We start from the raw sequence: 22598 nt of genomic DNA on the forward strand, positions 1-22598 counted from the left end.
AGGCTGTGATCATGAGCCGTATCGAAGCGCCCCGCTTTGAAGACCCCGCAGAGACGAGCGATCTCACCGGCCGGCTCCTGGCCGGCCTGCCCGCCGAGGCCGTCCTGACCGACCCCGACGTCACCGCCTCCTACGCCCACGACATGGCGAGCTTCTGCCCGGCCGGCGCCCCGGCCGTCGTCGTCCTGCCCCGCACGGCCGAGCAGGTCCAGCACGTGATGCGCGTCGCCACCGAGCTGCGCGTCCCGGTCGTGCCGCAGGGCGCCCGCTCCGGCCTGTCCGGCGGCGCCAACGCCACCGACGGCTGCATCGTGCTGTCCCTGACCAGGATGGACCGCATCCTGGAGATCAGCCCCGTCGACCGGATCGCCGTGGTCGAACCGGGCGTGATCAACGCGAACCTGTCCCACGCGGTCGAGGAACACGGCCTGTACTACCCGCCGGACCCCTCCAGCTGGGAGATGTGCACCATCGGCGGCAACATCGGCACGGCCTCCGGCGGCCTGTGCTGTGTGAAGTACGGCGTGACCGCCGAGTACGTCCTCGGCCTGGACGTCGTCCTCGCCGACGGCCGCCTGATGTCCACCGGCCGCCGCACGGCGAAGGGCGTCGCGGGCTACGACCTCACCCGGCTCTTCGTCGGCTCCGAGGGCTCCCTCGGCATCGTCGTACGGGCCGTACTCGCCCTGAAGCCCAAGCCGCCGCAGCAGCTGGTGCTGGCCGCCGAGTTCCCCTCCGCGACGGCCGCCTGCGACGCCGTCTGCCGGATCATGGAGGGCGGACACGTCCCCTCCCTCCTCGAACTGATGGACCGTACGACCGTCAAGGCGGTCAACGACCTCGCCCGCATGGGTCTGCCGGAGACCACCGAGGCGCTGCTGCTGGCTGCCTTCGACACCCCGGACCCGGCCGCCGACCTCGCCGCCGTCGGCGCCCTGTGCGAGGCCGCCGGCGCCACCGAGGTCGTCCCGGCCGAGGACGCGGCCGAGTCCGAGCTGCTGCTGAAGGCCAGGCGGCTCTCGCTGACCGCGCTGGAGGCGGTCAAGGGCACGACGATGATCGACGACGTGTGCGTGCCCCGCTCCAAGCTGGGCGCGATGCTCGAGGGCGTCGAGCGGATCGCCGCCAAGTACGACCTGACCATCGGGGTGTGCGCACACGCCGGCGACGGCAACACCCACCCGACCGTCTGCTTCGACGCCCAGGACGTGGACGAGTCCCGGCGGGCCCGCGATTCCTTCGACGAGATCATGGCCCTCGGCCTGCAGCTGGGCGGCACCATCACCGGCGAACACGGCGTCGGTGTACTGAAGAAGGAGTGGCTGGCCCGGGAGATCGGCCCGGTCGGGGTGGAGATGCAGCGCGCGGTGAAGCGGACCTTCGACCCGCTGGGCATCCTCAACCCGGGCAAGCTGTTCTGACCCTTTTGCGCGCGGGTTCACTGGGCTCACCGGGCTCACCGGGTTCACCGGGCTCACCGGGCTCACCGGACTCACTGGGCGAGCAGCTGGTCGAGGGCGTCGTCGATGCCCAGCTGGGCGCCCTCCGTGCCCGGCGGCACCGCCGTCAGCGTCCGCTCCAGCCAGGCCGACACCTGCGGGACCGGCGCCTCCAGCAGCGCGTCCCCGTCCGGTGAGCTGAGCGCGATCAGCACGACGCCGCGCCCGTCGGCCCTCGCCGGCCACACCCGCACGTCCCCGTGCCCGCACGGCCGGAACACCCCCTCCACCAGCAGGTCGCGGGCGAACGTCCAGTTGACGGGGGAGTCGGAGTTGATGTGGAAGGCGATGTGGACGGCGTAGGGGTCGTCGGAGCGGTAGCCGAGCCGGGCCGGGACCGGGATGCTGCGCTCCGGCGACAGGACGAGCTTCAGCTCCAGCTCCCGCTCCACCACGGTGTGATGCATGACGTCACCTCTCTTCGGGGCCGCTGGGAGTGGGCCCGCACGGGGGGAGAGCGAGCGGGGCCGGGGGGCATTACGCGGGTTCGGAGAATTTTTCTCCGCGGAGCTGTGAGAGCCGGGTACGGCGTCGCCCGGAAAGGGGTCGGTCCGGCAGGACTGGCGCTGAGGGACGTCCCGGTCTGATAGATGTGGACACCCCTACTCCACCCCCGAGCAGATACGGGACGACGGACATGAGCGCCCCAACCCCGGCCCCAGGTGACGACAGGCCCCGCGAGGGCTACTACCCGGACCCGTCCATCCCCGGCTACGTCCGGTACTGGAACGGCGCCTCCTGGGTGCCCGGCACCAGCCGCCCGGCGCCGCAGGACGGCGAACCGCTCACCCCGCCGCCCGGCGTCCGTCCGGTGACGCCGGCGGCTCCGGCGGCGCCGGCGCCTTCGGCGGTGGAGGAGACGGGCCCGCACTTCTTCGACGAGGACCCGCGGCCGTCGTCCGCCGCGCCGGACCAGCCCGCTGCCGGTGGTGCCGGCGGCGGTGACGGGCGCAGCGCCTGGGGCGCCGACCCGAGGGTGCCCGCGGCACGGCCGGCCGAGGGCGACGCCCCGGACCCCGGCGGCACATTCATCTTCCGCCGCCCGGTCCCGGGCCCCGCCGCCGTCACCGACGACGGCACGATGACGTTCCGCCCGGTACCGGGCCAGGGCCGGCCGGGTGCGCAGCCGTCCGCCGCCGGCCCGCAGGACGCCGGGGCGGGCTCCGGTTTCGGGCCGCACGGCTCACCCCAGGGCCCGGGCTTCGGCACGCCCGCATCCGGCCCGGGAGCGGTGCCGGGCGGCCCGGGCACGGCCGGGCAGAGCACCGGCCCGACCGGTGCCTCCGGCACGCCCGGCGGTTTCGGCCCGCAAGGCTCGGGTGCGGTGGGTGCGGGTGGGCCCGGCGGTTTCGGGCCGCAGGGCTCGGGTGCCGAGGCCGGCGCGGGTGGCCAGGGTGCGGCCGGCGTCCCCGGCGGTTTCGGCCCGCAGGGCCCCGTGGGCACCCCGACCCGCAGTCCGCCGCGGCCGCTCCGGCTCCGCCGCCCGCCTCCCGGCCGCGGGCCCCGGCTTCGGCGCGGGCAAGGCCGCCGCCGCGCGTGCCGCGGCCGCGCAGGCACCCCAAACACCCCAGGCACCGCAAGCACCTCACGCACCACAACCTCAGGCACCCCAAACCCCTCAGGGGGCGCAGCCCGCGCAGGCGTCCCCGGCCGCGCCCGCCGCCGTCGCGCCCTCCGTGCCCGCGCAGGGCGGCGCCTCCGCCGGCCCGCTGACCAGTGGGCCCGGCGGTGGCCAGGCGTCCTGGGCGCAGCAGGTGCACCAGCTGGCCGGCGGCGGGGACGAGCAGCCCGTGGCGCCGTGGAAGCCGCCGGTGGAGGACCCCTTCCAGGCCGCCGCCCGCCGGCAGGCCGCCGCCCGGCCGGCCGGACTCGGCAAGCGGTTGGCCGCCCGGCTGATCGACACCCTGATCGTGGTCTGCGTGACGGCCGCCGCTGCCGTACCGCTCGGGCTGCGGGCCGCCGACCACATCCAGCAGAAGATCGACGCGGCCAGGCTGTCCGGCCGTGAGGTGACCGTCTGGCTGCTCGACGGCACGACCGCCACCAGCCTCGGCATCGTGCTCGCCGTCCTGCTGCTCGTCGGCGTCGCCTACGAGGTGCTGCCGACCGCCAAGTGGGGCCGCTCCCTGGGCAAGAGGCTGCTGGGCCTGGAGGTGCGGGACATCGAGGCGCACGAGCCGCCCACCTTCGGCCGCGCGCTGCGCCGCTGGCTGGTCTACAGCGTGCCCGGGCTGCTCGGTATCGGGATCGTGGGCGTGCTGTGGTGCCTGTTCGACCGGCCCTGGCACCAGTGCTGGCACGACAAGGCGGCGCACACCTTCGTCGCGGGCTGACGCGAACGGCCCGACGGCCGCCGCCTACTCCGTACGGCCGTCCGCCGGGTGCGGAGCCGGGGCGTTCGGGGTCCACTCGGGCCATGAGCAGCGAACCGCCCCCCGGCTCCGGAGAGCAGCCCCCCGAGGACGACCCGTTCAGGAAGCGGCCCCCGTCGGACCAGGGCGCGGGCTCGCCGTACGACACCCCGTCAGGCGGCGGCGCCCAGCAGCCCCCGCCACCGGGTGGCGGCGAGCAGCCCCCCGGTGGCGGGGGCCAGCAACCGCCCCCCTACGGAGGTCAGCAGCCACCCCCGTACGGAGGTCAGCAGCCACCCCCTTACGGCGGCGCCCAGCCTCCTCCCTACGGCGGTGGTCCCTACGGCGGTGGGGGTCCCTACGGCCCCGACCCGCTGGCCGGTATGCCCCCGCTGGCCGACAGCGGCAGGCGGACGCTCGCGCGGATCGTCGACATGATCCTCGTCGGCATCGTCGTCTGGCTGCTCACCTGGGCGTTCGGCGTGCGCGAGTACAACGTCAACGGCGATCACGTGGAGGTCGGCAAGTCGGTGGGGCAGTCCCTCATCGCGGCCGTGCTGTACGTCGCCTACGACACCTTCATGATCTCCAAGAACGGGCAGACCCTCGGCAAGCAGTGGCTCGGCATGCGGGTGGCGAACCTGGACAACGGCGCCACCCCCTCGGCGCAGACCACGTTGATCCGCTCGCTGGTGCTGTGGGTGCCGTTCGCCTTCTGCTGTGCCTGCATCTGGACGGCGATCTGCGGCGGCTGGAGCTTCTTCGACAGGCCGTACAAACAGGGCCTGCACGACAAGGCGGCCAAGACGGTGGTGGTCAGCACCCGTTGAGCGGCCGCCGGGCGACGGCGGCGCGTCCGAGGGCGGCGGGCCCGTGACATCCCACGGGCCCGCCGCCCTCGGACGCGCCGCTCACAGCGACACCGGCTCCTCCTGGGGCGCGGGCTCGACGGGTTCGGCCGGTGCCACGGCCGCGCGGGCCTTCGGCAGCGGCACCGTCATCGCCACGAGCAGCCCGAGGGCCAGTGCCGCGAACGCGATGACGGTGATCCCGAGGCCCGAACTCGTCTGGGACAGCGCCAGCATGGCGAGCGTGGAGAAGATCACGGTGCAGGAACCGTAGGCGAGCTGTGCGGCAGTCGGACGAGGCATGGCAATCGTGTCCTCGGAAGTCGTCGGGGTATCGGGGGTGCCTTCGACTCTCTTCTCGCGTGCATGCCCGAGCCCGGCACCTGGTAAGCGTGACCTAACCCACGCTATCGGTGCACAGGGGGGCGCACAGGGGGCACGGCATTCGTAAAGCGCAGGTCGGCATCGCCTAGTGCAATTGACCTGAGCAAGTCAAGATCTGTCTTTTCTTCTAAACCTCTAGTCAAATTACGTCACTTGACATGCGTCGAACAGGCGCAGGGGAGGAACTCAAGTGACCAGCAGATCCTGGACGTTCAGAGCGGCCGCGGTCGGCGTGACGCTGGCGGCGGCCTCCGCCACGTTCGCCACCTTCGCCGTCGCCGAGGCCGCCACCCGGCCGGCCCGTCCCGCCGTCACCAGCCGGCACGACCCGGCACCGGTGAAGCAGGAGGCGCACGACCTCGACGGCCCGCTCAGCAAGACGCGGAAGGCCCAGCGCCAGGAGGCGCTGAACCAGCTGATCGCGGGCAAGACCAAGGCGAAGGACCGGCATGGCTCCAAGGTCGTCGAACTCAAGAGCGGGAAGGGTGACGGCAAGTACGTCGAGCTGAGCCGCGAGAAGAGCGACAAGATCTTCACGATCCTGGTGGAGTTCGGGGACAGGACCGACCCCAAGTACGGCGGCACCGCGGGCCCGCTGCACAACACGATCGCCGCGCCGGACCGCGCCAAGGACAACTCGACGGCCTGGCAGAAGGACTACGGCCAGAAGCACTACCAGGACCTCTACTTCGGCACCGGCAAGAAGACCGAGTCGCTGAAGAAGTACTACGAGAAGCAGTCCTCGGGCCGCTACTCGGTCGACGGCGAGGTCTCCGACTGGGTCAAGGTCCCCTACAACGAGGCCCGTTACGGCAACAACGCCTGCGGCTCCACCAACTGCCCGAGCGTGTGGAACGTGGTCAGCGACGGCCTGAACGCCTGGGTCGCCCGGCAGAAGGCGGCCGGCAGGTCCGACGACGACATCAAGGCGGACCTCGCCCGGTACGACCAGTGGGACCGCTACGACCACGACGGCGACGGCGACTTCAACGAGCCCGACGGCTACATCGACCACTTCCAGATCGTGCACGCCGGTGAGGACGAGTCCGCGGGCGGCGGCGCGCAGGGCAAGGACGCGATCTGGGCCCACCGCTGGTACGCCTTCGGCACCGACGCGGGCAGCACGGGCCCCGCGGACAACAAGCTGGGCGGCGCCCAGGTCGGCGACACCGGCATCTGGGTCGGCGACTACACCATCCAGCCGGAGAACGGCGGACTCGGCGTCTTCGCCCACGAGTACGGCCACGACCTCGGCCTGCCGGACGAGTACGACACCGCCGGCGGCGACAACTCCACCGGTTTCTGGACCCTGATGTCCGCCGGCTCCTGGCTCGGCACCGGCAAGGAGTCCATCGGCAACCTGCCCGGCGACATGAACGCCTGGGACAAGCTGCAGCTGGGCTGGCTGAACTACGACACCGCCAAGGCGGGCGTCTCCTCCTGGCACAAGCTGGGCTACGCGGAGTACAACACCAAGTACCGCCAGGCGCTGGTCGTCTCGCTGCCGGACAAGGCGGTCACCACCGAGATCGTCACCCCGGCGCAGGGCAGCACCCAGTGGTGGAGCGGCAGCGGTGACAACCTCAAGAACACCCTGACCCGTTCGCTCGACCTGACCGGCACGTCCTCGGCCACGCTGAGCCTCGACGGCTGGTACGACATCGAGAACGGCTACGACTACCTCTACACCGAGGTGTCCACCGACGGCGGCGCCAACTGGACCGCCCTGGACGGCACGGTGGACGGCCGGGCCATCCCCCGCGACGGCTCCGGCAAGCCGGCCCTGACCGGCACGGCCGACGGCTACGGGAAGCTGTCGTACCCGCTCGACGCCTACGCGGGCAAGAAGATCGGCCTGCGTTTCCGCTACCAGACCGACGGCGGGGTGTCCCAGAAGGGCTTCGCGGCCGACGAGATCACGGTTACGGCGGACGGCGGGCCCCTGTTCTCCGACAACGCCGAGTCCGCGGACGCCGGTTGGACGGCTTCCGGCTTCTCCCGCGTCGGCGCGTCCTTCACCAAGGACTACAAGCAGTACTACCTCGCCGAGAACCGGCAGTACGTGTCGTACGACAGGACCCTCAAGTCCGGCCCGTACAACTTCGGTTACCAGAACACCGGCCGTCCCGACTGGGTGGAGCACTACCCGTACCAGAACGGTCTGCTGATCTGGAAGTGGGACACCTCCCAGGCGGACAACAACACCAACGCCGACGCCCACCCGGGCACCGGTCTGATCCTCCCGGTCGACGCCCACCCGAAGGCGCTGCGCTGGTCCGACGGCACACTGCTGCGCAACCGCATGCAGGCCTACGACTCCACGTTCACGCTGGAGCCGACCGACGCGATCACGCTGCACCGGTCGGGCGTCGCGACCAGGATCAAGTCGCAGAAGGGGGTGCCGGTCTTCAACGATCACACCAGCACCTACTACGACCCGGCGAACCCGACCGGTGGCGTGAAGGTCACTGACACCAACACCAAGATCAAGATCATCAAGCAGGCCGGGAACGGCTCGACGATCGAGCTGGAAGTCGGCCACGCGGTGAAGTAGTCGGCGTTTTCGCAGGTCAGAAGCGTATCGGCGGGAACCCCTTGGCGGGTTGCCGCCGATCGTGTTTAGGTGCGTCATGTGGACCGCTTATTGACACCGACCGAAACGGGGATGTGACTGCATGGCCGCTGGAGGCTTTAGCAAGCTGCCGAACGGCACGGTCGTGGTGGCGCTGAATCTGCCCTACGGCTCCGCCGCGGTGCGCGTACTGGTGCATGCCCAGAACCGCGCCCGAGCCCTGACCAGGCTCCGCAATCTGGGGTTGCGCGCGATCTACCTCCGGGGGAACGCCGCGCCTCCGACCCCGGACGAGATCACCGCGGTGCTGCACCACCCGGACGGCCTGATATGGCGCACGGCACCCGCCGACAACGGTGTCATGGTGGACGAGCTGTGGCACCCGATCCGGGCACTGCTTCGCAGGTCGGCGGTGGTGTAGCCGGGGACTAACCGCTGACCACCGGCTTGCCCGTCAGTTCCACTCCCGCTTCCCTCAGCTCCTCCAGCGCACTCTCCGTCGTGTCCGCGGAGACGCCCGCCGTGAGGTCCAGCAGCACCTGGGTGCGGAAGCCCTCCCGGACGGCGTCCAGGGCGGTGGCCCTGACGCAGTGGTCGGTCGCTATGCCGACCACGTCGACCTCCTCGATCCGGCGCTCGCGGAGCCAGTCGGCCAGCGGGACTCCGTTCTCGTCCGCACCCTCGAAGCCGCTGTAGGCCGCCGAGTACGCCCCCTTGTCGAAGACGGCGTCGACCGCGCCGGAGGCGACGGCCGGGGCGAAGTTCGGGTGGAAGCCGACGCCCTCCGTGCCCGCGACACAGTGCGCGGGCCAGGAGCGGACGAAGTCGGGGTTGTCGGCGAAGTGGCCGCCGGGGGCGATGTGGTGGTCGCGGGTGGCGACCACGTGCCGGTACCCCGTACCGGCCGCCTGGCCGATCAGTTCCGTGATGGCGGCGGCGACATCGGCGCCGCCGGACACCGCGAGGCTGCCTCCCTCGCAGAAGTCGTTCTGCACGTCTACGACGATCAAGGCGCGGCGCATGGTGGGCGTCCTTCGACTAAGGGCTAATCAACTGAGCCTAGAGACTTCCGGGCCCGGACGGGAGGGGGCGCTCGAGGCGCCGGCCGGCGGACGGACCGACGACAGGGCCCAGCTGTGGCCTAGTGCTGTGGCCGGAAAGGTTTGCCGGAAAGCTCGCGGCGTCCGGTGCGGTGCATCGCAAGGCGGAGCATCGCCCGTGTACTGGATGTACTCGGGTGATGCGACAACGCGGCGAGGTGCCGTGCCGGGCGTCGCGAGCCGGTGAACCTTTCCGGTCGCAGCACTAGCTGCCCGAGCGCCCGGTGGCGTACTCCGTCGGGATCACCGGTTCCCCCCGGGAGAGCTGGGTCGCGGACAGGGGGAGATTCGCGCGGGCGGCGATGTGCCGGTCCCGGGGGACGTCCAGCGGCTCGCGGGCGAGCACGTCCCCGCCCTTGACCAGCTCGACCAGCAGCTGCCGGTCGGCCAGCTCGGGCGGCACCGGCCCGGTGCCGACGACCTCGGCCTCGGCGACGCCGTCCTCGTCCAGCCGGCGCGCCGCCCACTTGCGGCCCCCGACGGAGGTCTTGCCGCCGCTGGACTTCTTCGCGACCGGCACCAGCGGCGCCTTCGGGTCGCCGGACTCGGCGCGCGCGACCAGCTTGTAGACCATGGAGCAGGTCGGGTGCCCGGAGCCGGTCACCAGCTGGGTGCCGACGCCGTACGCGTCCACAGGGGCGGCGGCGAGGGAGGCGATGGCGTACTCGTCCAGGTCGGAGGTGACCACGATCTTGGTGTTCGCGGCGCCCAGCTCGTCCAGCTGCTGGCGCACCCGGTGCGCGACGAGCAGCAGGTCGCCGGAGTCGATGCGGACCGCGCCCAGCCCGGGCCCGGCCACCTCCACCGCCGTACGGACGGCCTCGGCGACGTCGTAGGTGTCGACGAGCAGGGTGGTGTCCCGGCCGAGGGTGTCGACCTGGGCCTGGAAGGCGTCCCGCTCGCGGTCGTGCAGCAGGGTGAAGGCGTGGGCCGAGGTGCCCACCGTCGGGATTCCGTAGCGGAAGCCCGCCGCCAGGTCCGACGTGGTCGCGAAGCCGCCGACGTACGCCGCCCGGGCCGCGGCCACCGCCGCCAGCTCGTGGGTGCGGCGGGCGCCCATCTCGATCAGCGGGCGGTCCCCGGCGGCCGAGGCCATCCGGGAGGCGGCCGCGGCGATCGCGGAGTCGTGGTTGAGGATGGAGAGGATCACCGTCTCCAGCAGCACGCACTCGGCGAAGGTGCCCTCGACGCGCATGATGGGTGAGCCGGGGAAGTACACCTCGCCCTCGGGGTAGCCCCAGATGTCACCGCTGAAGCGGTAGTCGGCGAGCCACGTCAGGGTCCGCTCGTCGACGATGCCGCGCTCGCGCAGGAAGCCGAGGACGCCCGCGTCGAAGCGGAAGTTCTCCACCGCGTCCAGGACGCGTCCGGTGCCCGCCACCACGCCGTAGCGCCGCCCGTGCGGCAGCCGCCGGGTGAAGACCTCGAACACGCTCCTTCGTTCGGCCGTACCGGCCTTCAGAGCCGCCTGGAGCATGGTCAGCTCGTACTGGTCCGTGAAGAGCGCCGTCGAGGGAACATCCACCGGCAGCCCAAGGTCCGCTGTGTTCATGGCAAGGATGCTACACCCCTTCGCGTCAGTGTGACGATTTGTGGGGGCCGTGGCAGCATGGGCCATGTGACGTCACCCGCGCCCGTAGAGATCGAACGCACCGAGTCGGCGGAGGAGGTCTTCGCCGTACCCGAGCCCGACGTCCCCTGGGTCACCATCGTGCACAACGACCCGGTCAACCTCATGAGCTACGTGACGTACGTCTTCCAGTCGTACTTCGGCTACACCAAGGACAAGGCCACCAAGCTCATGCTCGACGTCCACCACAAGGGCCGGGCGGTCGTCTCCAGCGGGAGCCGCGAGGAGATGGAGCGCGACGTGCAGGCGATGCACGGCTACGGTCTGTGGGCCACCCTGCAGCAGGACCGGAAGTAGCGAACACATTTCGATGCCTGGACATTTCGAACCACTTCCCGGCGGCGGCGCGGCCGTCGCGCTCGACGACGTCGAGATCTCCATCATCCGGTCCCTGGCCGTCCAGCTCCTGGAGCTGATCGGTCCGGGCCCCGGCGCGGACGCCCCCGAGGACCCGCTCGCCGAGCTGTTCGCGGAAGGACCCAGCGAGCCGCCCGCCGACCCGGTGCTGCGAAGGCTCTTCCCGGACGCCTACAGCGACCCGGAGCAGGCCCCCGGCGCGCCCGCCGAGGCCGAGGAGCAGCGGGCCCACTCCGCCGAGTTCCGCCGCTACACCGAGAACGACCTGCGCGCCGGCAAGCGGGAGAACGCGCTCGCGGTGATCCGCGCGCTCGACGCGCTCGCACCGGTGGGCGAGGGCGGGGCGGTGCTGAAGCTGGCGCCCGAGGAGTCGAAGCTGTGGCTCGGCGCCCTGAACGACCTGCGGCTCGCGATCGGCGCCCGGCTGGAGATCACCGACGAGGACGACACCGATCTGCTCTACCGGCTCCCGGACGAGGACGCGCGCAAGCCGATGGTGATGGCCTATCTGTGGCTGGGCGGGCTCCAGGAGACCCTGGTGACCACCCTGATGCCGTAGCCGTACGGCATGGACGCGGGGGCATTTTACGGTGTACGAGTGTTCGCTCAGCGGACGCTCAAATCCGGATAACGATCCCGTCACCGTTGCGGCCTGGTTTGCCGCATTCGAGCGCTCTTTGTCCGGTTTTCCCTGTGCGGTGCGCCACAAGGCGCTCCTGTGATCAGTATTGCGGCCGTGATAAATCTTCACGACCGCCCGGCGAACACCACCCATGTTCGGCCGGGTGCGCCACCGAGCCGACGACCGTCGGCCAGGCACAGCTCCATCAATCCGGGGGGATCGAAACCCGATCCGGGGCCGACGACGGGCCGCGGGTCGGCATGGAGAAAGGCGCACCACACATGACCTCAGCGCAGGTCGACCAGCATCGCGACGGCAATGACGCCGTGCGGGACGGCGAGGGCGGCGAGGGGTATCAGCGCGGGCTCGGGTCCCGGCAGATCCAGATGATCGCCATCGGCGGTGCCATCGGCACCGGCCTGTTCCTCGGCGCGGGCAAGGGCATTTCCAAGGCCGGCCCCAGCCTGATCCTGGCCTACGCGGTCGCGGGTCTCGTCATCTTCCTGATCATGCGGGCGCTCGGCGAGCTGCTGATGTACCGCCCGGTGTCGGGTTCGTTCTCGGAGTACGCGCGCGAGTTCATCGGCCCCTTCGCGGGCTTCGTCACCGGCTGGACGTACTGGCTGTTCTGGGTGGTCACCGGCATCACCGAGGTCACGGCCGCGGCCGCCTACATGACGTACTGGTTCGACATCCCGCAGTGGGTCTCGGCCCTGGTCTTCACGGTCGTGCTCTACGGCGCCAACCTGATCTCCGTGAAGCTCTTCGGTGAGCTGGAGTTCTGGTTCTCCATGGTCAAGGTCACCGCGATCATCGGCATGATCCTGATCTGCGTCGGCATCCTCACGGTCGGCTTCTCCGACGCGGGCAAGACCGCCTCGGTCAGCCACCTGTGGAACGACGGCGGCTTCTTCCCGCACGGCGTCGGCAACACCCTGATGACCCTGCAGATGGTCATGTTCGCCTTCCTCGCCGTGGAGCTGGTCGGTGTGACCGCGGGCGAGTCCAAGGACCCGAAGAAGGTGCTGCCGAAGGCGATCAACACCGTGCCGTGGCGCATCGCCGTCTTCTACGTCGGCGCGCTGATCATGATCCTGTCGGTCGTGCCGTGGACCGAGTTCCACCCGGGCGTGAGCCCCTTCGTGGCCGCCTTCCAGAAGATGGGCCTGTCCGTCGGCGCCGGCATCGTGAACTTCGTCGTCCTGACGGCCGCGCTGTCCTCCTGCAACTCGGGCATGTACTCGACCGGCCGCATGCTGCGTGACCTGGCCCTGAACAGCCAGGGGCCCAAGGCGTTCACCAAGCTGACGCGCAGCGGCACCCCGCTCGTCGGCACCACGTTCTCCGCCGCGCTGATGCTCGTCGGCGTCTGGATCAACTACCAGTGGCCGGGCAAGGCGTTCGACTACGTGGTCTCCTTCGCGACCATCTCCGGCATGTGGGCCTGGATCGTCATCCTGGTCTGCCAGATCCGCTACCGGATGAAGGCCGACCGGGGCGAGCTTCCGCAGAGCGAGTTCCGCGCGCCGGGCGCGCCGTTCACCAGCGTGGCCGCGCTCATGTTCATCGGCATGGTGATCGTGCTGATGGGCATCGACAAGGACGCCCGGGTCTCGCTGTACTGTGCTCCCCTGTGGGCCGCGATCCTCGGCGTCTCCTACTGGGTGCTGAGGCGCCGCAACCCCGAGGCCGCGGCCTTCGCCAAGCGCTAATACCGCAACAGGCAGACCTTCGAGAGGACGTCCGTCGCCGGGAGCACTCGTGGCGCTCCCCGGCGGCAGCCGCTCAGGACGTCCATCATGTGGGCCGTCCCGTACCACATCTCGGTACGGGACGGCCCCTCTGCTTATCCTGGCGAGCATGCTGACCATCACCCAGGCCCTGTACGACCAGATCGTCGCCCACGCGCGTAAGGACCACCCCGACGAGGCGTGCGGCATGGTCGCCGGCCCGGTGGGCGCCGGCCGCCCCGAGCGGTTCATCCCGATGCTGAACGCGGCCCGCTCGCCCACCTTCTACGAGTTCGACTCGCAGGACCTGCTCAAGCTCTACCGCGAGCTGGACGACCGCGACGAGGAGCCGGTGATCATCTACCACTCCCACACCGCGACCGAGGCCTACCCCTCGCGCACCGACATCTCCTACGCCAACGAGCCCGGCGCGCACTACGTGCTCGTGTCCACCGCCGACACCGACGGCCTCGGCGACTTCCAGTTCCGCTCGTTCCGGATAGTGGACGGAGAGGTCACGGAGGAGGAGGTCAAGGTCGTGGAGACCTACTGATCTCAGCGTGTGGTCGAATTCGGTCCGGGATGTGGGATCACACTCCGGAGCCAGGGCCGGGAATCGATACGATGAGCCCATGGTTCTGACTGTGGTGCTCGCCCTCAGCTGACGTACCGAGCCCGCTGCCCCGACGACGCCTTACGACAGGAGCCCGCCACCATGGCCATCGAGGTCCGCATCCCCACCATCCTCCGCACGTACACCGACGGTGAGAAGGCGGTGGAGGGCAGCGGTGACACCCTCGCCGACCTGTTCGCCGACCTCGAGACCCGGCACTCGGGCATCCAGGCCCGCATCGTGGAGGACGGCAAGCTGCGCCGGTTCGTCAACGTGTACCTGAACGACGAGGACGTCCGCTTCGTCAACGGCATCGACACCAAGCTGTCCGACGGTGACACCGTGACGATCCTGCCGGCGGTCGCCGGCGGCATGCGCTGAGGCTCGCTGACCACCGATGCGCTACGACTCCCCGCTGGCCGCGGTGGGCAACACCCCCCTGGTGCGCCTGCCGCGGCTCTCGCCGTCCCCCGACGTCCGCATCTGGGCCAAGCTGGAGGACCGCAACCCCACCGGCTCGGTCAAGGACCGCCCGGCCCTGCACATGATCGAGCAGGCGGAGAAGGACGGCCGGCTCACCCCGGGCTGCACGATCCTCGAGCCGACCTCCGGCAACACCGGTATCTCCCTCGCCATGGCGGCCAAGCTCAAGGGCTACCGCATGGTGTGCGTGATGCCGGAGAACACCTCGCAGGAGCGCCGGGACCTGCTCGGCATGTGGGGCGCGGAGATCATCTCCTCGCCGGCCGCGGGCGGCTCCAACACCGCCGTGCGCGTGGCCAAGGAGCTGTCCGCCGAGCACCCCGACTGGGTGATGCTCTACCAGTACGGCAACCCGGACAACGCCGGCGCCCACTACGCGACCACGGGCCCGGAGATCCTCGCCGACCTCCCCTCGATCACCCACTTCGTGGCGGGCCTCGGCACCACCGGCACCCTGATGGGCGTCGGCCGCTATCTGCGCGAGCACCGGCCGGGCATCCAGATCGTCGCCGCCGAACCGCGCTACGACGACCTGGTGTACGGCCTGCGCAACCTCGACGAGGGCTTCGTACCGGAGCTGTACGACGCCTCCGTGCTGACCTCCCGCTTCTCGGTCGGCTCGGCCGACGCGGTCACCCGCACCCGTGAACTCCTCCAGCAGGAGGGCATCTTCGCGGGCGTCTCCACCGGCGCCGCCCTGCACGCGGCGATCGGCGTGGGCAGGAAGGCGGTCAAGGCGGGGGAGTCCGCCGACATCGTCTTCGTCGTCGCCGACGGCGGCTGGAAGTACCTGTCCACCGGTGTCTACACGGCGGCCACCACCGAGGAGGCCATCGAGACGCTGCAGGGCCAGCTCTGGGCCTGAGCGGTTCTGGACCAGAACTCAAGTCGCCTCAAGCCCCGCCTTGGCCCCCTCCATGAGGGGGCTAAGCCATTCCTATGGCGAGGCAAAGAAATCTGCCCGGCACTGCCGGGATGCCCGGGCCGGAGCTACGTTCCTCCCCGCACCCTGTCATGTAACGCTCACTCGGCGTCATGCGAGGTGCCTGCGAGTGTCATGCTCATGACTGCGCGGTCCCACCGCCGCTACGCGCGTCACGGGCCTGCCAATCCAGTGCGAATCCCCACTTCAAACGGAGGCAGTACCCCATGCGTGAGTCACGCCCGAGCAGTCGGAGACGGAGTCTTCGAAGACTCGTCGCCGTCGCCTTCCCCGCCCTCGCCCTCACCGTCGCCGGGCTCGCCGCGGCACCCACGGCAGGGGCGGCCCAGGCGGCAGCCGCGCCCGCGCCCCACACCTCCAAGGTGACGCAGAACTCCAAGGCGCTGACCGACCCGAAGCGGCAGACGTTCCACACCACCGGCAAGGCCGGCCAGAAGGTGCCGACCCAGCACCTGTGCGCCACCGCCGAGCCGGGCCACGCGTCCTGCTTCGCCCAGCGCCGTACCGACATCAAGCAGCGCCTCGCCTCGGCGCTCGCCGCCGCGACGCCCTCCGGCCTGTCGCCGGCGAACCTGCACAGCGCCTACAACCTGCCCACGTCGGCCGGTTCCGGGATGACCGTCGGCATCGTCGACGCCTACAACGACCCCAACGCCGAGTCGGACCTGGCCACCTACCGCTCCACCTACGGCCTGTCCGCCTGCACCAAGGCCAACGGCTGCTTCAAGCAGGTCAGCCAGACTGGTTCCACCACCTCGCTGCCGACCAACGACAGCGGCTGGGCCGGCGAAGAGATGCTCGACATCGACATGGTCAGCGCGGTCTGCCCGAACTGCAGCATCGTCCTGGTCGAGGCCAACTCCGCCACCGACTCCGACCTCGGCATCGCCGAGAACGAGGCGGTCTCGCTCGGCGCCAAGTTCGTGTCCAACAGCTGGGGCGGCTCCGAGTCCTCCGCCCAGACCAGCGAGGACTCCCAGTACTTCAAGCACCCGGGCGTCGCGATCACCGTCTCCGCGGGCGACTCCGGCTACGGCGCCGAGTACCCGGCGACCTCCCAGTACGTGACCGCCGTCGGCGGCACCGCGCTCACCACCGCCTCCAACTCCCGTGGCTGGAGCGAGTCGGTGTGGAACACCAGCTCCACCGAGGGCACGGGCTCCGGCTGCTCGGCGTACGACCCGAAGCCGAGCTGGCAGACCGACACCGGCTGCTCCACCCGCATGGAGGCCGACGTCTCCGCGGTCGCCGACCCGGCCACCGGCGTCGCGGTCTACGACACCTACGGCGGCTCCGGCTGGGCGGTCTACGGCGGCACCAGCGCCTCCTCGCCGATCATCGCCTCGGTCTACGCCCTCGCGGGCACCCCGGGCGCGAGCGACTACCCGGCGAAGTACCCCTACTCCCACACGAGCAACCTGTACGACGTGACCAGCGGCTCCAACGGCTCCTGCTCCACCTCGTACTTCTGCACCGCCAGGACCGGCTACGACGGCCCGACCGGCTGGGGCACCCCGAACGGCACCGCCGCCTTCACCTCCGGTGGCGGCAGCGGCGGCAACACGGTGACGGTCACCAACCCCGGCAGCCAGTCCACCGCCACGGGCAGCTCGGCCAGCCTCCAGATCAGCGCCTCGGACAGCGGCGGCGCCTCGCTCACCTACAGCGCCACCGGCCTGCCGACCGGCCTGTCGATCAACAGCTCCACCGGCCTGATCTCCGGCACGGCGTCCACCGCGGGCACCTACCAGGTCACGGTCACCGCGAAGGACTCCACCGGCGCCTCCGGCTCGACCTCCTTCACCTGGACGGTCGGCTCCTCCGGCGGCGGCTGCACCTCGTCCCAGCTGCTGTCGAACCCGGGCTTCGAGTCGGGCAGCACCGGCTGGACCGCGACCAGCGGCGTCATCACCAACGACACCGGTGAAGCGGCCCACGGCGGCTCGTACTACGCCTGGCTCGACGGCTACGGCTCCTCGCACACCGACACCCTGTCCCAGTCGGTGACGATCCCGGCCGGCTGCAAGGCCACGCTCACCTTCTACCTGCACATCGACACCGCCGAGACCGGCAGCACCGCGTACGACAAGCTGACGGTCACCGCCGGTTCGACGACCCTGGCGACGTACTCGAACGTCAACGCCAACTCGGGTTACGCGCAGAAGACCTTCGACCTGTCCTCGCTGGCGGGCCAGACGGTCACCCTGAAGTTCAACGGCGTGGAGGACTCCTCGCTGCAGACCAGCTTCGTCGTGGACGACACCGCCCTGACGACCAGCTGATCCCGCGACAGTCCCGGGGATCCCGCACGCGGAAAACCCTCCGCGTGCGGGATCCTTTTCGCGTGCCGGTACGTCTCATCTGCACCACCAGGCCGCTCCCCACGGCCACGGCAGAAAGGCGAATCCCCATGCGCCGTACGACGACGACGTCCCTCGCCCTCGCGGGCGCCGTGCTGCTCCTCGCCGGATGCGGCTCGAAGAGCGGCTCGGGCACGGACTCCGCGGGCGCCGGCAAGGTGTCACCGTCGGCGCCCTCCGCGTCCGCCCCGGGCGGCTGTGCCTCCACCGTCGAGCTGAAGGCCGCCGACAGCGGCCGCACCGTCTGCGTGGCCAAGGGCGGCGAGGTCCGGCTGACGCTGGACGGCACCAAGTCCCGCCCCTGGAAGCCGGTCATGACCGACGGCACCGCCCTGAAGGCCATCAACACCGGCCTCGCCCTGCAGTCCGGCGACGCCACGGCCGCGTACCGCGCGGCGGCGGACGGCACCGTGAAACTGACCTCCACCCGGCCCCTGTGCGCCCAGCCCAGCACACCGGGCGGTATGTCCTGCAAGGGCATCCAGGAGTGGGCGGTCACGGTGAGCGTGAAGTAGCCGGCGAAGCAGTCAGCCCGCCAGGTGCCGTACCTGGTCCCACAGGACCGGGTCGACCACTCCGACCCGGCGCCGGAAGTCGCCGACCGGCACTTCGCGCAGTTCGTCGGTCTCCAGGAAGCTGGGCCTGCCCCGGGCGTCGCCGACCGCGCCCGGGGGCAGCGGGATCACCCCGGACCGTTCGTCGTGGTACTTGCTGGTGATCTTCGCGACCGTGGCCCGGTTCCCGCGCACCGCCAGCACCAGACAGGGTCGGTCCCTGACCTCGGGACGGTCCTCGTAGGGGACGTCCGCCCACCAGATGTCGCCCGGGGCCGGCCGGACGGCACGCGCGCGCGTGCCCGCGCGGCCCGGCGGCCGAAGGCGCCGCCCACCGGGCCGGCGGCCGCGCCCCCAGCCGTCGATGAGCGTGGCGACCAGCGCGAGCAGGACCACCGCCGCGAGCGCCAGCCACCATGACGTGTCCATACGACGACGTTACCGGCGCGCGCCGCGAATCGCGCGCCCTTGGCGGAACCCGCTACGCCCCCGGTCCAGCCGAACCGGTGACAGCCAGGTGAGTTCGCCCACAACGGCCCTTTGCGGAGGAGCGACCCGCGCTTTCGCGCCTTACGCTCAACAAACCGCACGACCCCCGTTTCCTGCCCTTTTGATCTTTCCCGCCAACGGAGGTTTCTGCTTCATGAAGCTCACCGTCGTCGGCTGCTCGGGGTCGTTCCCGTCCGCGGAATCGGCCTGCTCGAGCTACCTCCTCGAGGCCGACGGCTTCCGGCTGCTTCTCGACATGGGCAACGGCGCCCTGGGCGAGCTGCAGCGCCACTGCGGTCTCTACGACCTCGACGCGATCTTCCTCAGCCATCTGCACGCCGACCACTGCATCGACATGCTCGCGTACTTCGTCGCGCGGTACTACCGCCACGACGGCGGCCGCTGCGACCCGATCCCGGTCTACGGCCCCGAGGGCACCGAACAGCGCCTGACCACGGCGTACGACGACGTCCCGTCGGCCTCCTCGATGAGCGAGGTATTCGACTTCCACACGGTCAAGCCCTCCACGTTCGACATCGGCCCGTTCACGGTGCACACCGAGCGGGTCCGCCACCCCGTGGAGGCGTACGGCATCCGTGTCGAGCACGCCGGGCGGACCCTGACGTACTCGGGCGACACGGGCGTCACCGAGGCCCTGGACGAGCTGGCCCGGGACGCCGACCTGTTCCTGTGCGAGGCCGCGTTCACGCACGGCAAGGAGGACATCCCCGACCTCCACCTCAACGGCCGTGAGGCGGGCGAGACGGCCGCGCGGGCCGGCGCGCGGCGCCTGGTCCTCACCCATGTCCCGCCGTGGACCGACCCGCAGGTCAACCTCCGTGACGCACGCGAGGTGTTCGGCGGCCCGGTGGAACTGGCCGCTCCGCGGACGACGTACGAGATCTGACGCCCGCGCACATGACGAAGGCCCCCGGAGCCGCAGCGCTCCGGGGGCCTTGCCGTCATCCGGTGACCGTCACGCCTTCGTGAGGTCCTCGATCTCCTCCTCGGGCTCACGGCCCGGGGTGGGGAGGTTGAACCTGGCGATCGCGAAGCGGAAGACCGCGTAGTAGACGGCCGCGAAGACCAGGCCGATGGGGATGATGAGCCAGGGCTTGGTGGCCAGGTTCCAGTTGAGCACGTAGTCGATGAAGCCCGCGGAGAAGGTGAAGCCCGCGTGCACACCGAGCGCCCAGGTGATCGCCATGGACAGGGCCGTCAGCACCGCGTGGATCGCGTACAGCGCCGGCGCGATGAACATGAACGCGAACTCGATGGGCTCGGTGACACCGGTGACGAAGGACGTCAGGGCGAGGGAGATCATCATGCCGAGGACGGCCTTGCGCCGCTCCGGGCGGGCCGAGTGGGCGATGGCGATCGCGGCGGCCGGCAGACCGAACATCATGATCGGGAAGAAGCCGGACATGAACATACCCGCGTGCGGGTCACCGGCGAAGAAGCGGTTGAGGTCACCGTGGACGATCTGGCCGGCGGAGTTCTTGAAGTCACCGATCTGGAACCAGGAGACGGTGTTCACGAACTGGTGCATGCCGACCGGGATCAGCGCGCGGTTGACCAGACCGAACAGACCCGCGCCCACCGCGCCGAGACCGGTGATCCACTCACCGGCGTGGGAGATGCCCTCACCGACGGGCTTCCAGATCAGACCGAAGAAGACACCCATGAGCGTGCCGACGAAGGCCATGATGATCGGCACCAGCCGGCGGCCGTTGAAGAAGCCGAGCCAGTCCACGAGCTTCTTGCGGTGGTAGCGCTGCCACAGCACGGCGGCGAACAGACCCATCAGGATGCCGCCGAGCACACCGGGGTTGTTGTAGGTGGCCTCGACTATCTTGCCGCTCTCGATGTGCTGCTGGGTCAGCGGGAACGCCTTCAGCACGTTGCTGTAGACCAGGAAGCCGACCAGGGCGGCGAGCGCCGTCGAGCCGTCGGACTTCTTGGCGAAGCCGATCGCGACACCGATGCAGAACAGCATCGGGAGGTTGTCGAAGATCGCACCACCGGCCGTGGCGAACACCGCCGTAACCTTGTCGGGCAGGTGCAGCTTGTCATGGACGTCCTGCTGTCCGAGACGCAGCAGGATGCCCGCCGCCGGCAGTACGGCGATCGGGAGCTGCAGGCTGCGGCCGACCTTCTGCAGGCCCTGGAACACGCCGGATCCCCGCTTCTTCGCGGGGGCCGCCGTGGCGGTGGCGGTGGTCATGGATGGTTCCTCCATCGGTGGTGGTCTACACCACTCAGTGGTGTAGACCTGTTGTAGCACGATGAAGGCGGGATAAGGAACCACGAAATCCGCTACCGCGGCGCTACGCGCAGTGGGCTCAGGCCCTGGTGGTGTCCTCGACCTCGTCCGCCGGCTCGCGGCCCGGCGTCTTCAGGTCGAACCTGGTGATCGCGAACCGGAAGACGGCGTAATAGACCGCCGCGAAACACAGGCCGATCGGAATGATCGCCCACGGTTTCGTCGCCAGGTCCCAGTTGATCACGTAGTCGATCAGGCCGGCCGAGAAACTGAAGCCGTCGTGCACGCCGAGCCCCCAAGTCACGGCCATCGAGACACCGGTGAGCACGGCATGGACGGCGTACAGCGCGGGCGCGATGAAGAGGAAGGAGTACTCGATCGGCTCGGTGATGCCCGTCACGAACGACGTCAGCGCCACCGAGAGCATGAGGCCGCCGACCTCCTTGCGGCGCTGCGGCCTGGCGCAGTGGGTGATCGCCAGCGCCGCCGCCGGCAGCGCGAACATCATGATCGGGAAGAAGCCCGAGGTGAACTGGCCCGCGTGCGGGTCGCCCGCCAGGAACATGTTGATGTCGCCGTGCACCACCGTGCCGTCCGGCTTGGTGTAACTGCCGAACTGGAACCAGATGGGCACGTTCAGGAACTGGTGCAGACCGACGACGAGCAGCGCGCGGTTCGCCACCCCGAAGACGCCCGCGCCCCAGGCGCCCGCGTCCCGCAGCCACCTGCTGAAGCTCTCCAGCCCGCCGCCGATCGGCGGCCAGACCCACAGGCACAGCGCCGCGAAGACGATCGCGACGAACGCCATGATGATCGGCACCAGCCGGCGGCCGTTGAAGAAGCCGAGCCAGTCCACCAGCCTGGTGCGGTGGAAACGGGCCCAGAAGAAGGCGGCCAGCAGCCCCATGACGATGCCGCCGAAGACGCCCGGGTTCTGGAAGGTGAACGGCGTCACCGCCCCCACGCCCGCGCCGCCGCTGACCTGGCAGCCCACCTGCGGGACCGCCTTGGAGCCGCCGGGGCACGACTGCGGGAACTGGTGCAGGACGCCGTAGTAGACGAGGAAGCCCGCCACCGCCGCCAGCGCCGTCGAGCCGTCCGCCTTCTTCGCCATGCCGATCGCGACGCCCACGCAGAACAGCAGCGGCAGGCCGAGGGAGCCGTCGAGCAGGGCACCGCCCGCCCCCACCATGACCTTGGAGACGTTCGTCCAGTGCAGCCCGGCGTCGCCGAACACGTCCGGCTGGCCCAGCCGGTTGAGGATGCCCGCCGCCGGCAGCACCGCGATCGGCAGCTGCAGGCTGCGGCCCATCTTCTGCAGGCCCTGGAAGGCGCGGTTCCAGCGGGCGCGGGCTGGGCTCACCTCGGCCTGAGTGCTCATCGGTTGGCGACCCCCTGTCCTGTGGTGTAGACCAGTCGTGGACGATTGGGTTTGCTGTGACGTCATCCTTCGGTACGCACGGCGCAATCGCTCGCGAAGTTGGGCCAACTGTGCGTGAGGAGAACAAATGGCCAGCAAGGCTGAGAAGATCGTCGCCGGTCTCGGCGGTATCGACAACATCGACGAGATCGAGGGCTGCATCACCCGGCTGCGCACCGAGGTGCACGACGCCTCCAAGGTCGACGAGTCCGCCCTGAAGGCCGCCGGCGCCCACGGCGTCGTGAAGATGGGGACCGCGATCCAGGTCGTCATCGGCACCGACGCCGACCCGATCGCCGCGGAGATCGAAGACATGATGTGAGCCGTCCCGGTTCACCTGTAAGGGGCTCTTCCCGACGCGGGAGGAGCCCCTTGCACAG

21 protein-coding genes and 1 pseudogene are annotated in these 22598 nt (G+C 70.3%); 15 read left to right on the forward strand and 7 right to left on the reverse strand.

All coding sequences use genetic code 11. From position 1 onward, the window contains the following. The first annotated feature begins 5 nt into the window (after positions 1 to 5). Entirely contained in the window at positions 6 to 1421 is a 1416-nt protein-coding gene (locus A6P39_RS25755) for an FAD-binding oxidoreductase (RefSeq protein WP_067048190.1), read from the forward strand. A 71-nt stretch (positions 1422 to 1492) separates the two neighbouring features. On the opposite strand, the gene A6P39_RS25760 is transcribed toward A6P39_RS25755, so the two are convergent. Continuing rightward, positions 1493 to 1906, reverse strand: coding sequence for an SsgA family sporulation/cell division regulator (locus A6P39_RS25760; RefSeq protein ID WP_067048192.1), 414 nt, complete (start codon positions 1904 to 1906; stop codon positions 1493 to 1495). Between the two features lie 230 nt (positions 1907 to 2136). Between A6P39_RS25760 and A6P39_RS45555 the strand changes: the two are divergent. Both A6P39_RS45555 and A6P39_RS25780 read left to right on the forward strand, forming a co-directional pair. Continuing rightward, positions 2137 to 3832: pseudogene (locus A6P39_RS45555) on the forward strand (RDD family protein). Positions 3833 to 3915: 83 nt separating this feature from the next. Further along, positions 3916 to 4680 (forward strand): RDD family protein, encoded by a 765-nt coding sequence (locus tag A6P39_RS25780; RefSeq protein ID WP_079133504.1) that lies wholly within the window; start codon positions 3916 to 3918, stop codon positions 4678 to 4680. An 81-nt stretch (positions 4681 to 4761) separates the two neighbouring features. Here the strand turns inward: A6P39_RS25780 and A6P39_RS25785 are convergent, their stop codons facing one another. Then, complete coding sequence (locus A6P39_RS25785) at positions 4762 to 5001, reverse strand: hypothetical protein (protein ID WP_067048206.1); 240 nt, start codon at positions 4999 to 5001, stop codon at positions 4762 to 4764. 271 nt (positions 5002 to 5272) lie between these two features. On the opposite strand from A6P39_RS25785, the gene A6P39_RS25790 reads away from it, so the two are divergent. Then, complete coding sequence (locus A6P39_RS25790; RefSeq protein WP_067048208.1) at positions 5273 to 7636, forward strand: immune inhibitor A domain-containing protein; 2364 nt, start codon at positions 5273 to 5275, stop codon at positions 7634 to 7636. 121 nt (positions 7637 to 7757) lie between these two features. Continuing rightward, entirely contained in the window at positions 7758 to 8075 is a 318-nt protein-coding gene (locus tag A6P39_RS25795) for a hypothetical protein (RefSeq protein WP_067048211.1), read from the forward strand. Positions 8076 to 8082: 7 nt separating this feature from the next. Here the strand turns inward: A6P39_RS25795 and A6P39_RS25800 are convergent, their stop codons facing one another. Beyond that, a complete protein-coding gene (locus A6P39_RS25800; protein ID WP_067048214.1) occupies positions 8083 to 8676 on the reverse strand; it encodes a nicotinamidase in 594 nt (197 codons plus the stop codon). A gap of 283 nt (positions 8677 to 8959) precedes the next feature. Next, the gene (locus A6P39_RS25805; protein ID WP_067048218.1) at positions 8960 to 10306 is read right to left on the reverse strand and encodes a nicotinate phosphoribosyltransferase; all 1347 of its coding nucleotides are present in this window, start codon (positions 10304 to 10306) and stop codon (positions 8960 to 8962) included. A 57-nt stretch (positions 10307 to 10363) separates the two neighbouring features. On the opposite strand from A6P39_RS25805, the gene clpS reads away from it, so the two are divergent. The 8 genes from clpS to A6P39_RS25845 all read left to right on the forward strand — a co-directional run bounded on the left by clpS (position 10364) and on the right by A6P39_RS25845 (position 18007). After that, entirely contained in the window at positions 10364 to 10681 is a 318-nt protein-coding gene (gene clpS / locus A6P39_RS25810) for an ATP-dependent Clp protease adapter ClpS (protein WP_030042563.1), read from the forward strand. Positions 10682 to 10694: 13 nt separating this feature from the next. After that, complete coding sequence (locus tag A6P39_RS25815; RefSeq protein ID WP_067048221.1) at positions 10695 to 11300, forward strand: DUF2017 domain-containing protein; 606 nt, start codon at positions 10695 to 10697, stop codon at positions 11298 to 11300. Positions 11301 to 11644: 344 nt separating this feature from the next. Next, entirely contained in the window at positions 11645 to 13075 is a 1431-nt protein-coding gene (locus A6P39_RS25820) for an amino acid permease (protein ID WP_067048224.1), read from the forward strand. A 148-nt stretch (positions 13076 to 13223) separates the two neighbouring features. Continuing rightward, positions 13224 to 13646 carry a Mov34/MPN/PAD-1 family protein gene (locus A6P39_RS25825; RefSeq protein ID WP_067048226.1) on the forward strand — a complete coding sequence of 141 codons (423 nt, stop codon included), beginning with the start codon at positions 13224 to 13226 and terminating at the stop codon, positions 13644 to 13646. 162 nt (positions 13647 to 13808) lie between these two features. After that, positions 13809 to 14087, forward strand: a complete 279-nt coding sequence (locus tag A6P39_RS25830) for a MoaD/ThiS family protein (protein ID WP_067048229.1) — start codon at positions 13809 to 13811, stop codon at positions 14085 to 14087. 16 nt (positions 14088 to 14103) lie between these two features. Next, complete coding sequence (locus A6P39_RS25835; protein WP_067048232.1) at positions 14104 to 15054, forward strand: PLP-dependent cysteine synthase family protein; 951 nt, start codon at positions 14104 to 14106, stop codon at positions 15052 to 15054. Between the two features lie 284 nt (positions 15055 to 15338). Continuing rightward, complete coding sequence (locus tag A6P39_RS25840; protein WP_067048234.1) at positions 15339 to 17414, forward strand: putative Ig domain-containing protein; 2076 nt, start codon at positions 15339 to 15341, stop codon at positions 17412 to 17414. 62 nt (positions 17415 to 17476) lie between these two features. Next, positions 17477 to 18007 (forward strand): hypothetical protein, encoded by a 531-nt coding sequence (locus tag A6P39_RS25845; RefSeq protein WP_331454154.1) that lies wholly within the window; start codon positions 17477 to 17479, stop codon positions 18005 to 18007. 12 nt (positions 18008 to 18019) lie between these two features. Here A6P39_RS25845 and A6P39_RS25850 read toward each other — a convergent pair whose 3' ends face one another. Further along, on the reverse strand, positions 18020 to 18475 hold the full coding sequence (locus A6P39_RS25850) for a type II toxin-antitoxin system PemK/MazF family toxin (protein WP_067048240.1): 456 nt from the start codon (positions 18473 to 18475) through the stop codon (positions 18020 to 18022). Between the two features lie 214 nt (positions 18476 to 18689). Here A6P39_RS25850 and A6P39_RS25855 point away from each other — a divergent pair, with 214 nt between their 5' ends. Further along, positions 18690 to 19442, forward strand: coding sequence for an MBL fold metallo-hydrolase (locus tag A6P39_RS25855; RefSeq protein WP_067048242.1), 753 nt, complete (start codon positions 18690 to 18692; stop codon positions 19440 to 19442). 69 nt (positions 19443 to 19511) lie between these two features. Here the strand turns inward: A6P39_RS25855 and A6P39_RS25860 are convergent, their stop codons facing one another. Both A6P39_RS25860 and A6P39_RS25865 read right to left on the reverse strand, forming a co-directional pair. Further along, the gene (locus tag A6P39_RS25860) at positions 19512 to 20759 is read right to left on the reverse strand and encodes a PTS transporter subunit EIIC (protein WP_067048245.1); all 1248 of its coding nucleotides are present in this window, start codon (positions 20757 to 20759) and stop codon (positions 19512 to 19514) included. A 118-nt stretch (positions 20760 to 20877) separates the two neighbouring features. Next, entirely contained in the window at positions 20878 to 22179 is a 1302-nt protein-coding gene (locus A6P39_RS25865) for a PTS transporter subunit EIIC (protein ID WP_067048248.1), read from the reverse strand. Positions 22180 to 22306: 127 nt separating this feature from the next. Between A6P39_RS25865 and A6P39_RS25870 the strand changes: the two genes are divergently transcribed. Then, positions 22307 to 22540 carry a glucose PTS transporter subunit EIIB gene (locus A6P39_RS25870; RefSeq protein ID WP_067048251.1) on the forward strand — a complete coding sequence of 78 codons (234 nt, stop codon included), beginning with the start codon at positions 22307 to 22309 and terminating at the stop codon, positions 22538 to 22540. The last annotated feature ends 58 nt before the right edge of the window (positions 22541 to 22598 follow it).

This window comes from Streptomyces sp. FXJ1.172, assembly GCF_001636945.3.
Lineage (GTDB): Bacteria > Actinomycetota > Actinomycetes > Streptomycetales > Streptomycetaceae > Streptomyces.